Origin of the sequence: Rathayibacter sp. PhB179, from assembly GCF_004345345.1 — a bacterium.
GTDB classification, from domain to species: domain Bacteria; phylum Actinomycetota; class Actinomycetes; order Actinomycetales; family Microbacteriaceae; genus Rathayibacter; species Rathayibacter festucae.
On sequence record NZ_SLVD01000003.1, the window covers coordinates 23,810 to 36,166 of the forward strand.

The following is a 12,357-nucleotide window of genomic DNA, read 5'->3' on the forward strand; positions in this document are numbered from 1 at the left end:
GACCGAGGCCTCGACCTCCGGTCCCTCGGCCGGCCGGCGGTCACCGGGTCGGAGGAGTGCGAGATGCCGGGTGCCCCGCGTTCGTGACCATCATGACGCCGCGCCGCCGCGTCCTCTCCCTCACCACCGAGACGCGAAGCGGGTTCGCCGCTCCTGGGAGAGATCACCTGGTCCGTAGGGGGAAGAGCGTGCTGATCGAGCAGCCCGCGCAGCGGACGCATCCCTTCCATGTTGATCGAGTAGCCCGCGCAGCGGGCGTATCGAGATCCACCACCGTCAGAACGCGAGTCTGCAGACCCGCCCTGCTGATGACGTCGGGTCTCGATACGCCCCTGCGGGGCTACTCGACCAGCATGGGCGGGGCGGGGTCGCCGCCCCACCCCGCTCAGCCGAGCAGGTCGAGGCCGCCCTCGGTCACGACGGCCCGCACCTCGGTCAGGTAGCGCCGGGCCTGCTCGGTGAGGGGGATGGCGGAGTGCCCGATCCAGCCGATCTCGATGCGCTCGTCGACGTCGAGCGGGACCGCGACGATGGCCGGGTCGAGGTCGTCGCTGATGATCCCGGTCGAGATGGTGTAGCCGTCGAGGCCGATCATCAGATTGAAGATCGTCGCCCGGTCGGACACCCGGATCTCCCGGTCGCTCGACAGCGTGGACAGGATCTCCTCGGCGAAGTAGAAGGAGTTGTCCGCCCCCTGGTCGAAGGTGAGCCGCGGCAGATCGGCGAGATCGGCGAGGGTCACGCGCTCGCGCGAGGCCAGCGGGTTCCTCCGCGAGACGAAGATGTGCGGCAGGGCGAGGAAGAGGGGATGGAAGGCGAGCCCCGCGTCCTTGAGGATCTTGTCGATGACGTCCCGGTTGAAGTCGTTCCGGTAGAGGATCCCCAGCTCGCTGCGGAGAGTGCGGACGTCCTCGATGATGTCGCGGGTGCGGGTCTCGCGCAGCGAGAACTCGTACTTCTCCCCCTCCGTGCCCCGAACCATCCGCACGAAGGCGTCGACGGCGAACGAGTAGTGCTGGGTGGAGACCCCGAGCAGGCGACGCGACGGCGGACGCCCCAGGTAGCGCTGCTCGAGGAGCGCCACCTGCTCGATGACCTGCCGGGCGTAGCCGAGGAACTCGGTCCCCTCGGTGGTGAGCGTGACCCCGCGCGCGACGCGGACGAGGAGGGCGCGTCCCACCCGGGTCTCGAGGTCCTTCATCGCCGCGGACATGGTCGGCTGGGCGACGTAGAGCAGGTCGGCGGCGGCGGAGATCGACCCCTCGGAGGCGACCTCGACGAAGTAGTGCAGCTGCTGGAGCGAGATCCCGCCCGTTCGACGTGCCATAGGTCGGGACTATACCTCGGCATAGTCGCGCCGGATTCTTCGATGCCTCCCGGTGACGGGCACTCTGGTCCCGCACGCTTCCACCAGGGCCGGTGCGGCCTGCTGATCATCGGATTGGGCGCTCATGGCGAACGACGTCACCTTCAGGATCACCACGACCTGCTTCGACGAGCACTACTCGCCGTCGTCGAGCTCCCGGGCCACCACGAACTTCGCCAACCTCGCCCGGGGCGAGCACCGCCGGCAGAACCTCCGCAACGCCCTGACGATGATCGACCGCCGGTTCAACGACCTCGCCCACTGGGACAACCCCGGCGGGGACCGCTACGCCGTCGAGCTCGAGATCGTCTCGGTCGAGGTGCGGTTCCCCGCCGAGGAGGCGGTCCGCGACTTCCCTCTCCTCGAGGTCCTCGACGTCACGATCTGCGACACGCTGACCGGCGTGCGCCACCGCGGGATCGTCGGCAACAACTTCTCCTCCTACGTCCGCGACTTCGACTTCAGCGTGCGGCTGCCGGCCGCGAACAAGGGGGCGGCGGAGTTCACCGTTCCGGACGACTTCGGCGATCTGCACGGCGCCCTGTTCCAGAGCTTCCTCGACTCCGACGCCTATCGGGAGCGCTTCTCCGCGCCGCCCGTCATCTGCATCAGCGTGTCGACGAGCAGGACCTACCACCGGACCTCGAACCACCACCCGGTCCTCGGCGTCGAGTACCGGCAGGACGAGCGGTCCCTGACCGACGAGTACTTCGGCCGGATGGGACTGCAGGTCCGGTACTTCCTGGCCCCCGGCTCCGTCGCGCCGCTCGCGTACTACTTCCGCGGCGACCTGCTCAACGACCACTCGAACCTCCAGCTGGCCGGCACGATCAGCACGATGGAGACGTTCCAGAAGATCTACCGCCCGGAGATCTACAACACGAACTCCGCCGCGGCGGACGTCTTCCGGCCGAGCCTCCAGCAGCAGGACTACTCGCGGACGCAGATCGACTACGACCGTGCCGAGCGCGATCGGCTCGCCGTCGAGCAGGGCGCGTACACGGCGGAGCACTTCATCGAGCCGCACCGGGAGCTGCTGGACGCCTGGGTGTCGAAGCACCGGACCCCCGCCCGCTGATCAGAGAAGGATCGCCACCCGTGAACACTCTCCTGCCCACCTCCATCGCCGGCAGCCTGCCCAAGCCCTCCTGGCTCGCCGAGCCGGAGACCCTCTGGTCCCCCTGGAAGCTCGAGGGCGACGAGCTGGTCGAGGGCAAGCAGGACGCCCTGCGCATCGCCGCCCACGAGCAGCACCGGCGCGGCATCGACATCATCAGCGACGGCGAGCAGACCCGGCAGCACTTCGTCACGACCTTCATCGAGCACCTCGCCGGAGTGGACCACGTGAACCGCGAGACCGTGCGGATCCGGGACCGGTACGACGCGAGCGTGCCGACCGTCGTCGGCGCCGTGAGCCGCGAGCGGCCCGTGTTCGTCGACGACGCGGCGTTCCTCCGCCGGCACACGTCGCAGCCGATCAAGTGGGCGCTCCCCGGTCCGATGACCATGATCGACACCCTCGCCGACCGCTACTACGGGAGCCGGGAGGAGCTGGCGTGGGAGTTCGCGGCGATCCTCAACCAGGAGGCGCGGGAGCTCGAGGCCGCCGGCGTCGACATCGTCCAGTTCGACGAGCCGGCCTTCAACGTCTTCCACGACGACGTGCGGGACTGGGGGGTCGCGGTCCTGGAGCGGGCGGCGGAGGGGCTGCGCGCCCAGACGGCCGTGCACATCTGCTTCGGCTACGGGATCAAGGCCAACACCGACTGGAAGCAGACCCTCGGGCCGGAGTGGCGCCAGTACGAGACGTCGTTCCCGCTGCTGCAGCGCTCCACGATCGACATCGTGTCGCTGGAGTGCCACCACTCCCGCGTCCCGATGGAGCTTATCGAGCTCCTCCGCGGCAAGAAGGTCATGCTCGGCGCGATCGACGTGGCGAGCGAGACCGTCGAGACCCCGGAGGAGGTCGCCGACACCCTCCGCAAGGCACTCCGTTTCGTCGACGCGGCGGACCTCCTGCCGAGCTCGAACTGCGGCCTGGCTCCCCTGCCGCGCGGGGTCGCCCTCGGGAAGCTGAGCGCGCTGACCGCCGGTGCCGCGATCGTCCGCGCGGAGCTCGCCGGCTCGGCGGCCTGACCGCCGGCGCCTCGAAGGGGAGGAGCGACCCGGGCGGTGACTCAGCGGGCGATCTTCTCCTCGAGGACGGTGCGCTCCGCCGCGTTGGTGCAGAGCGCGAGCGCCCGCGTCCACTCGGCGCGCGCGTCGGCGGTGCGACCGAGCCGGGCGAGCAGCTCTCCGCGCACAGCGGGGAGGAGGTGGCTGCCGGCCAGGCCGCCGCCGGCCTCGAGGGCGTCGACGAGGGCGAGCGCGTCCCGGGGTCCGGTCGCCATCGCGACGGCGACCGCCCGGTTGAGCTCGATGATCGGCGAGGGCGTCAGCCGGCCGAGCGCCTCGTAGAGGACCACGATCCGCCGCCAGTCGGTCTCCGCGACCGACGGGGCGACCGCATGGCACTCCGCGATCGACGCCTGGAGACCGAAGGCACCGAGACCGCGCGGCGAGACGGCCTGAGCGAGAGCGGCGCGCCCGCGCCGGATCGCGCTCCGATCCCAGAGCCGCCGATCCTGGTCCTCGAGCAGGATCGCGCGCCCGTCCGCCCCGAGCCGGGCGGGGAACCGGGCGGCGGTGAGCTCGAGCAGGGCGAGGAGCGCGAGCACCTCGGGCTCGGGTGCGAGGGCGACCAGTCCCCGCGCGAGGCGCCGGGCCTCGTCGGCGAGGTCGGTGCGCATCCAGTCGTCCCCGGCGGTGGCGGACGAGCCCTCCGTGAAGATCAGGTAGACCACCTGCAGCACCGAGCCCAGTCGGGCGGGGCGCTCCTCCGCGTCGGGGACGGCGAACGGGATCCGGGCGGCGGAGAGGGTCTTCTTCGCCCTCGTGATCCGGGCCTGGATCGTCGCCACCGGAACGAGGAACGCCTGCGCGATCTCCGTCGTGGTGAGCCCGCCGACCAGCCGCAGCGTCAGCGCGATCCGGGCCTCCTTCGCCAGCAGCGGATGGCAGGCCGTGAACATCAGCGCGAGCACGTCGTCCTCGATGGCGTCGGGATCGAAGAGCGCATCCGGACCCGGGCCCGCCTCGTCGAGATCGCGGGCGAGCAGCGCGTACCGCGCGTCGCGCGCCCCGCGCCGGCGGAAGGCGTCGATCGCGCGGCGCCGGCCCGTGGTCAGCAGCCAGCCGACGGGCTCCGCCGGCACGCCGCCGACCGCCCAGGAGACGAGCGCTTCCGCGACCGCCTCCTGGGCGAGATCCTCGGCGAGGTCGACGTCGCCGGTGTAGCGGGCGAGGGCGCCGACGATGCGGGCGGACTCCATCCGCCAGACCGTCTCGACGGCGGCCCTCGCGTCAGAGCTGGCCGGTCTGCTCACGCCAGGCGCGCTCCCGCTGCACGTACTCGTTGTCCTGCGGGAACTCGTCGATCGAGGGGATCCGGCGGATCTCGGCCTTGCCGCCGCCGGTCATCGGCGCGCGCTTGGCCCACTCGACCGCCTCCTGGATCGAGGCGACGTCGAGGACGTAGTAGCCGTTGAACAGCTCCTTCGTCTCCCCGTAGGGCCCGTCCGTGACGACCGGGGTCTCGCCGCTGAAGTCGACGACGACCCCCTGGCTCGGGTCGTCCAGCCCCTCCGCGGCCAGAAGCACTCCGGCCCGGATCAGCTCGTCGTTGAAGCGGCCCATCGACTCCAGCATCTGGCTGAAATCGGTGTTCATCATCGCGGCCAGCGACTCGTCGGTCGCGCGCCAGATCAGCATGTACTTCGGCATCAGGGGATTCCCGTCTCTCGGTGATGGAAGGAGCGTCTCGCGACCTTCTCACCTCGAGGTCGAACGGCGCGATCCCGGATCGACACCCGGCCCGAAGAAAGTCCGGCCGGTCCTTCCGTGGTGTCGATTCTCGAGGGTCAGCGGCCGCCGCGCATGCCGCCACCTCCGGCGGCGGCCGTGCCCGCGGTGACGGTGGCGAGGGTCGTGCCGTCGGCGGTGAGGGTGTAGCTCTCGCCGGAGGTGATCTCCGGGCCGGCGTAGACGACGCCCGCTATCGTCTTCGACGTCGTGAACGTCGTGACGGTGGTGCCGTCCGCGTCGGTGATCGTCACATCGGTGCCCGCGGGGAGGGTGCTGCTGAGGGCGGAGGAGATCCAGCCCTCGGTCGAGGACGCGTCGGGCGAGACCATCATCCCGGCGCTGCCGGTGGCGAGCACCTCTCCGCCGGTGACGACGAGGGTGCCGTTGACGTCGAGTGCGCCGTTGCCGCTCTGCTCGGGGCCGTTCACGACGAGACTGCCGCCGCTGATCGTCGCACTGCCGTTCGAGTCGAAGCCGTCGCCCTCGGCATCGATGGTGACCGTGCCGCCGCTGAGGGTGATCACGGAGCCGTCGTCGCCCTCGCCGCCCATGCCTCCGCCGGGGCCGCCCGTCGTGCCGGTCGCGTCCCCGTCGGAGTCCGTGCCGGTTCCGCCGGAGGCGTTCAGGCCGTCGTCGCTGGAGACCACGGAGACGTCGCCGTCGGTGATCCGGATGTCGGCGCTCTCGATCCCCTCGACCGAGTCGGTCACGGCGATGTCGGCTCCATCGAGGAGCAGGGCCGAATCGGCGTGGACGCCGTCGTCGCCGGTGGCGAGCGTCAGGGTTCCGGCGGTGGTGTGCACCCAGGTGTCGGAGTGCACGGCGTCGTCGGCGGAGTCGATGGTCACGTCGCCGCCCTCGAGGTCGACGATGATCCCGGCCTTGAGACCCTTGGCGGAGGCGTCGGTCGCGAGCTGCGCGCCGCTCCCGCCTCCCGCGGTGAGGTTCAGGGTGCCCCCGGTGACGACGATGTCCGTGACGGCGACGACGGCGTCGCCCTGCGCGTCGACGGTGATGTCGCCGCCGGTGATCGAGACGAAGCCCGCGGTGGCGTCCTCCTCGTTGTCGGAGGTGAGTCCGTCGCCGCCGGCGGTGACGGCGAGGGTGCCGCCCCGGACGACGAGGTAGTCCTTGCCGCGGATGCCGTCGTCGACCGCATCGACGGTGATGGTGCCGGAGAGGATGACGAGGCCGTCCTTGCCGGTGATGCCGTCGTTGCCGTTGCCGTGCACCTCGAGCGAGCCCTCGCCCGTGACGGTGAGGTCGGCGGCGCTGTAGAGCGCGGCGTTCGACTCGGCGTCCTCGGCGTAGGAGGCGGTGTCGCTGAGGGTGTTCGTCGATCCGGTGGCGAGTTCGACGACGACGTCGGAGGCGGCGGTGACCGTGATCGCGGAACCGGTGGAGCTCGTGATGTCGACGCCGTCGAGCACGAGTCGCACGGTTCCTTCGGCGGTGGTGTCCACCACGACCTGGCCGTCAGTGAGGGTGCCGCTGAGGACGTAGGTGCCGGCGTCGGTGATGGTGACGGTCGAGCCGTCGACGCGCACGGCGTCCCCGTCTGCCGCGACGCTGTCGCCGGAGAGGGTGATGCTCGTCGAGGCGGCGTCGGCGGCCTGGTCGGTGGCGTGCACGGCGGTGTTCGCCGCGAGGATCTGCGTGGCGGTGGAGTCGAGGGAGGTGCCGACGGCCTCGACGGTGGTGCCCGCCTCCGCGTCGTCGGTGCTCGTGCCGGTGGGGGCGGTGGAGCTCGAGTCGGTCGCGGTGCCGAAGGCGGAGCCGGCGACCGCGGCGGCGCTGCAGCCGGTGAGGAGAGCGCCGGTGAGACCCAGGACGGCGAGGACGGACAGCGGGCGGGAGTGGTTGTTCATGGTGGTCCTATCGGGGAGAGACGACTCGGGCGGGGGCCCGGTCGAAATGACGGTCGAGGGTGCGGGTCCACTTGTTGGCGGGGAGCCCGGAGTGGAACGCGGCCATCCCGGTCCCGTACTTCGAGAGCGAGCCGGGGCGGTGGCCTTCGGCCCAGAGCGCCCGGTCGACCTCGGACGGGCGGGAGGCCGACTTGGTCTCGACGACGACCACGGCCGGTCGATCCAGCACTCGGGCCGGTGCACTGCGCAGCCGCCAGACGAGGCGGGTGTCGATCGTGGCGCGGGTGGCGGATCCAGGGAGGAAGAGCGTCGTCCGGGCGTACTCGGTGGACAGCACCGGGGCGAGTTCTCGGGAGTCCAGGGCGATTCCCGTCGCGGCGAGGGTCTCGTCGATGTAGGCGAGTCCCTCCGTGGTGAGCTCGTCGCGACGTCCGGCCGGGTGGTCGATCCGCTCCTTGACGGTGCTGCTGCGGGATCCGCGCGTCTTCACCTCGAGGTAGCTCGTCGCGGAGTCCAGATAGGAGCGGGTGCGGATCTTGAAGCGCCGCCGGCGGCCGCGCACGGCGAGGTGGTAGCTGTCCAGCTGCGGGGTGTCGAAGTAGACCGATTCGTAGTCGCAGTCGCGGCGCCCGCCGATCTCGAGCACGCGCGTGCTGTCGTCCAGCCGGGCGAGCACGGCGTCCAGGCTGCCGGCGGGAATCAGGTACTTGCGGTCGATGCGGGTCTGCAGCGACGCCTGACCGACGAGCTCGGGAAGGCTGATCGCTTCGAGCGACTGCAGACGCGACGTCGTCACGGCGGTCATCGCGAGACCGGGACGCCGACGGCGGAGGTGGCCGGGGCGAGCTCGTCGTGCTGCCCGCCGCGGATGCGGCGCTCCGCGACGTCGAAGCGGACGTCGACCTGCGTGGTGTCGTTGACGAGATCGAGCTGACGGACCTGCACCGAGCGGATGCGGCCGCCGAGCAGCGCGGCCAGGTGAGCGGTCAGGGCGCCCTCGTCGGTGAAGGCGCTGTCCAGAGTGATCGTCTGCTGACGGGTGCGCGGGAACAGCCGCGGGTGGTCGGCGATGAACAGGACCGCGATGATCAGCGCGATCAGACCGACCGTCAGCGCGGACGGCGCGGTGCCCAGGCCGCTGATGAGGCCGATGGCCAGAGCGGAGAAGTAGTAGGCGACCTCGTGCTGCTCGATCTCGTCCGAGCGCAGACGGATGATCGAGAGGACCCCGAAGAGGCCCAGCCCGAGTCCCGCTCCGACCGTGCTGGAGGCCAGGACCAGCGAGACGGCGAGGACGCCGACGTTCACGCCGAGGAACGCGGCGACGAGGTCCCGCCGGCGATGGCGGGGGAAGTAGATCCCGAACGTCAGCAAAGCGATGGCGACGAGGTCGATGGCGACGGTGGCGAATGCGAGCACGAGAACTCCTGAAGACGGGCCGACCCGAGGTCGGCGAGCGAGGTGTCCCCATTCAGCCGCCGCGTCCTTTGCGCTTCCTATGACCCGTCTATGACGCTCGCCTGCATCGTCGGGCGGGCGCTGATCGCCGCGCGGAGCCGGTCGGAGACCAGCAGGTCTCCCCCGGTGCCGCAGGCGAGGACGTCCACGTCCCAGCGGGAGAGGACGCGGTCGAGGGTCGGCTCGCCGCCGGCGAGGACCGCGGTGGCGAGGACGTCGGCGGTGAGGATGTCACCCGCGAGGACGGTGACCTGGCGGAAGCGCACCCCGTCCGCGTCGTGCGGGCGCCGCCAGACGTGCTCCCCGCGCTCCGCGGTACCCGACGTCGCGACGGCGCGCCGGTCGCCGGCGATCGGGACGGCGCACAGGAGCGATCGGCGGTCGTCGGGGTCGACGATCCCGATCCGGACCGGATCGGCGTGGGTGTTGGCGTCGACGGCGCGGGATCCGAGGACGTCGCCCCCGACGGTCAGGAGCCACGGCGCGTCGCCGCCGCGCTCCAGCAGCCTGCCCGCCGCCGCGATCGCGCGGGCCTTGACCGTGCCGGCGAGGTCGAGCACGCCGTCCGGGCGGTGCGGGGTGAAGGCGCCGTCGGTGGCGGTCCGCCACTCGAGGGCCTCGGCGTAGGCGTCGCGCATCTCCGCGCTCGCGTCGGCGAGGCGGAGGCGGCCGTCGGCGATCCTGCTCGCCTCCGACTCCGGCCGGTACAGGCTGAACCGCTCGTCCGCGGACCGGAAGACCGCCCGGATCGCCGCCAGCGGCGCCTCGGCCTCGGCCCGGAGGCTCGCGACCGTTCCCATCGTGGGGAAGGTCGAGATCACAGGCCGGCCTGATCGATCGCGGACTGCAGCGAGTCGAGGTAGGCGTCGCTGGTGTAGGTCGCGCCGCTGACCGAGGCGACGTCGGCGCTCTGGGCGGCGAGGACCTCGCTGCGCAGGATCGGTGCGGCACGGTTCGAGATCGAGACCGACCGGTTCTCCTTGTCCGTCAGCTGCAGCGCGGTCACGTCCGTGATCGCGCCACCGGCGACGGTGATCGCGACCTGCACGTCGCCGTAGCGGGTCGAGACGGCGGTCCCCGTGTAGGTGCCGTCCGTTCCGCCGGTGCTGTCGGTGCCGCCGGTGCTGTCGGTGCTGTCGGTGCCGCCGCTGCTGTCGGTTCCTCCGGTGCCGGCGGGCGCCGAGGGCGTCGACGGGGTGGAGCTCGGCGTCGGCACCTCGAACGTGCTCGAGCCGCTCGAGCCGCTCGAGGAGGTCGGAACCGGAGTCGGAGTCGAGACGGCCGGCGCTGCGGCCTCCGGCGCCGGTCCGGCGGGAGTGCTCCCCGCGGCGCCGAGGTCCCAGCCGATGACGAGGACGGCCGTGGACGCGAGGACGCTCGCGAGGGCGGCGCGTGTCCTCACCAGCTGAATCTCTCGACGTGGATCCGGTGCTCGGGGAGGCCCGCGCTGCGGGCGTCACGGAGGACGAGCTCGGTCCAGGCATCCGGTCCGCAGACGTAGAGGTCGGAGTCGAGCAGCCTCGGGAACACCGAGGTCAGCGTGACGCCTCGCGAGAGAGCCTCGGCGGACAGCCAGGTGTCGCTGCCGGACGGGCGATGCCCCTGCATCCAGTAGAGCGTGCCGCCCCCGCGGCGCACGAGCTCGCCCGTCTCGTCCCAGAGGCGGTCCTGCGCGTGGTCCGCCCCGCGCAGGAGGACGGTGGCCTCGCCCGGCTGCAGGGCACTGTGCTCGAGGAGTGCGCGCGCGGGGGTGATGCCGATGCCCGCGGCGACGACGGCGAGGAGTGGAGCGGTGCGCGCCGTGTCGGTGAAGATCCCGTAGGGGCCCTCGATCGACACGGCCGTGCCCGGCCGCAGTCGAGCGAGGCGTGCGGTGCCGGCGCCCAGCACGCGGACGGTGATCCGGGCGGTGCGGTCGGTGGGGACGGCGGAGAAGGAGACGGGGTGGGCGTGCCACCAGGTGCCGGCGCTCCAGAACCGCCAGATCGCGTACTGACCGCCGACGGCGCCGAGGGAGCGCATCCGTCGCCCGGTCAGGTGCAGCGAGAACACCCCGGGTGCGATCGTCTCGACCGCCTCGACCCGGATGCGGTGGCGGACGGTGCGCACGACGGGCACGGCGAATCGGAACCACGCGACGGAGCCGAACGCCGCGACGTAGAGGGCGATCCAGTAGGCGCGCTGCACGGACCCCTCGGCGAGGACCTGACCGGCGGAGAGCTGATGGGGCACCGCGACGAGCACGGCCGCGTAGCTGAGGAGGTGGATCGCGTGCCACGCCTCGTAGGCGAACCGGCGGCGGACCGCGACCAGCGAGGTGACCACGACGAGCAGCAGCAGCGCGGTCGCGAGCAGGGCGAGCAGCAGGTCGCTGCCGGAGTAGAGGGCGAGGCTCTCCTGCACGAGGTCGAGACCGTCCGTCATCGCGTAGCCGACCGTGAGGAGCAGGCCGTGACCGAGGATCAGCAGGAGGGCGGGCTTGCCGAGCCGCCGGTGCAGCGCCGTCGCGACGTCTTGACCGAAGGTGCGATCGATCCACGGGATGCGCGCGGCGAGGACCAGCATCAGCAGGAGCAGGTCCGTCCCCACCAGCCCGGCGACGATCCCCGCCGCCGAGAGCGCGGTCGGAAGGTCGGTCACGGCCTCGGGACCACCGGAGGCGAGGAACAGCGCGATCGCGACGGCGACCGAGACGACGCACGCGGTCACCAGCGCATCGGCCGAGCGCCTCCGCCGCCGGAGGGCCCGGCGGCGGCGCTCACCCGAAGAGACGTCCACCCCCGGGCCGCCCGCCGCTGCGGGCGCCGGTCGAACTGTTCGCAGCACCGTGCTCATCGCATCGACCTTCCCTGAGCGTCACCCTTCGCGGGGTCCCCGCCGGGAGATCAGGATCGGCGACGACGCTATGCACTCCCGATGAGCCCGCCATGGCCTGCATCGGAGTCGGCCCGCGCCCGGGCCGGCGCCGCAGCGCGCCGACGCTGAGGTTCTCCGCGATGCCGGTGCCGGCGACCTCGACGACGGTCTGCCAGGCGGGGAGGAGGTCGTCGTTCGCCGTGTCGACCGTCAGTGCCGCGCCTGCCATTCCTGCCTCAAGTCCGCCAGTGCCCGCAACCCGCCGCTGCGCTCGCGGGTGTCCGAGCCGGCTGCGAGATCCGCGGCGATGACCGCCACGGGCATCACATCACCGTCGTAGTCGAAGGGGAGAGTGTTGGCGTAGATCGTGTCGCCCCCGGAAGGCGACACGACCATGAAGCTCTTCCGGGCGTAGTCCTCGACGCTCCCCTGTCGCGTGTACCCGCACACCCGCCGAGCATCATCCATGAGGCCGACGTTCAGAGCGCTGCCGGCGGCGCGGCCGGTCGCGATCAGGCCGGCGGCCGCCTTGGCCGGGTTGGCCGCCGTGAAGGAGTAGGCGCGCGTCCGACCGGCGACCGCGCGCGCGATCTCGTCGGGAGTCATCTCTCGGATGCGCCCTCTCACGCGGGAGCGGGTGCTGGGCTGGAGCCAGGTCGCCCCGAGACCGCTCAACTCCCACAGCAGCCCCCAGGCGGTCGCCGGATCCATCGTGCGGCCCTTGCCGCGGCGAGCACTGGCCTCATAGCGGACGACCGCGTCACTGTGGGCCAGCCACACGCCCGACGAGAGTCGACGGCCACCGATGGACCCGGAAGCCACGAGGTCCGTGGCGTGGCGCCGCGAGATCTCGAGGCGCGCGGCGAGCTCGGATGTCGTCAATTCGGCCATTGCAGATAACCTCCC

12 protein-coding genes are annotated in these 12,357 nt (G+C 71.7%); 2 read left to right on the top strand and 10 right to left on the bottom strand.

The features are described from left to right. Positions 1–385: 385 nt before the first annotated feature. Positions 386–1,327: a LysR family transcriptional regulator gene (locus EDF43_RS07255; RefSeq protein ID WP_132436121.1), complete on the bottom strand. Its 942-nt coding sequence runs from the start codon at positions 1,325–1,327 to the stop codon at positions 386–388. 124 nt (positions 1,328–1,451) lie between these two features. Here EDF43_RS07255 and EDF43_RS07260 point away from each other — a divergent pair, with 124 nt between their 5' ends. Further along, the gene (locus tag EDF43_RS07260; protein WP_132436122.1) at positions 1,452–2,444 is read left to right on the top strand and encodes a putative oxygenase MesX; all 993 of its coding nucleotides are present in this window, start codon (positions 1,452–1,454) and stop codon (positions 2,442–2,444) included. Between the two features lie 20 nt (positions 2,445–2,464). Beyond that, positions 2,465–3,502, top strand: a complete 1,038-nt coding sequence (locus tag EDF43_RS07265) for a methionine synthase (RefSeq protein ID WP_132436123.1) — start codon at positions 2,465–2,467, stop codon at positions 3,500–3,502. A gap of 41 nt (positions 3,503–3,543) precedes the next feature. Here the strand turns inward: EDF43_RS07265 and EDF43_RS07270 are convergent, their stop codons facing one another. The 9 genes from EDF43_RS07270 to EDF43_RS07310 form a co-directional block, all read right to left on the bottom strand. After that, positions 3,544–4,737 carry a DUF6596 domain-containing protein gene (locus tag EDF43_RS07270; RefSeq protein WP_132436124.1) on the bottom strand — a complete coding sequence of 398 codons (1,194 nt, stop codon included), beginning with the start codon at positions 4,735–4,737 and terminating at the stop codon, positions 3,544–3,546. A gap of 31 nt (positions 4,738–4,768) precedes the next feature. After that, positions 4,769–5,188 (bottom strand): YciI family protein, encoded by a 420-nt coding sequence (locus EDF43_RS07275; RefSeq protein WP_123704001.1) that lies wholly within the window; start codon positions 5,186–5,188, stop codon positions 4,769–4,771. 137 nt (positions 5,189–5,325) lie between these two features. Next, positions 5,326–7,137: a carbohydrate-binding domain-containing protein gene (locus EDF43_RS07280; protein WP_132436125.1), complete on the bottom strand. Its 1,812-nt coding sequence runs from the start codon at positions 7,135–7,137 to the stop codon at positions 5,326–5,328. A gap of 7 nt (positions 7,138–7,144) precedes the next feature. After that, positions 7,145–7,933 (bottom strand): polyphosphate polymerase domain-containing protein, encoded by a 789-nt coding sequence (locus EDF43_RS07285; protein ID WP_243646250.1) that lies wholly within the window; start codon positions 7,931–7,933, stop codon positions 7,145–7,147. A 5-nt stretch (positions 7,934–7,938) separates the two neighbouring features. After that, on the bottom strand, positions 7,939–8,556 hold the full coding sequence (locus tag EDF43_RS07290) for a DUF4956 domain-containing protein (protein WP_132436127.1): 618 nt from the start codon (positions 8,554–8,556) through the stop codon (positions 7,939–7,941). Between the two features lie 77 nt (positions 8,557–8,633). Next, positions 8,634–9,416, bottom strand: coding sequence for an FAD:protein FMN transferase (locus EDF43_RS07295; protein ID WP_243646251.1), 783 nt, complete (start codon positions 9,414–9,416; stop codon positions 8,634–8,636). Further along, positions 9,413–9,997 (bottom strand): FMN-binding protein, encoded by a 585-nt coding sequence (locus tag EDF43_RS07300; RefSeq protein ID WP_132436128.1) that lies wholly within the window; start codon positions 9,995–9,997, stop codon positions 9,413–9,415. The genes EDF43_RS07295 and EDF43_RS07300 overlap by 4 nt, the downstream gene beginning before the upstream one ends. Continuing rightward, complete coding sequence (locus EDF43_RS07305; RefSeq protein WP_243646252.1) at positions 9,994–11,304, bottom strand: ferric reductase-like transmembrane domain-containing protein; 1,311 nt, start codon at positions 11,302–11,304, stop codon at positions 9,994–9,996. Before EDF43_RS07305 ends, EDF43_RS07300 begins: the two co-directional genes overlap by 4 nt. 357 nt (positions 11,305–11,661) lie before the next feature. Further along, positions 11,662–12,342 carry a hypothetical protein gene (locus EDF43_RS07310; RefSeq protein WP_132436130.1) on the bottom strand — a complete coding sequence of 227 codons (681 nt, stop codon included), beginning with the start codon at positions 12,340–12,342 and terminating at the stop codon, positions 11,662–11,664. Between the last annotated feature and the right edge of the window lie 15 nt (positions 12,343–12,357).

What these genes read in the sequence shown, in the direction of transcription:
- EDF43_RS07310 (WP_132436130.1), bottom strand. Translation starts at nt 12,342, where the DNA reads ATGGCCGAATTGACGACATCCGAGCTCGCCGCGCGCCTCGAGATCTCG.
- EDF43_RS07260 (WP_132436122.1), top strand. Translation starts at nt 1,452, where the DNA reads ATGGCGAACGACGTCACCTTCAGGATCACCACGACCTGCTTCGACGAG.
- EDF43_RS07275 (WP_123704001.1), bottom strand. Translation starts at nt 5,188, where the DNA reads ATGCCGAAGTACATGCTGATCTGGCGCGCGACCGACGAGTCGCTGGCC.
- EDF43_RS07280 (WP_132436125.1), bottom strand. Translation starts at nt 7,137, where the DNA reads ATGAACAACCACTCCCGCCCGCTGTCCGTCCTCGCCGTCCTGGGTCTC.
- EDF43_RS07270 (WP_132436124.1), bottom strand. Translation starts at nt 4,737, where the DNA reads ATGGAGTCCGCCCGCATCGTCGGCGCCCTCGCCCGCTACACCGGCGAC.
- EDF43_RS07255 (WP_132436121.1), bottom strand. Translation starts at nt 1,327, where the DNA reads ATGGCACGTCGAACGGGCGGGATCTCGCTCCAGCAGCTGCACTACTTC.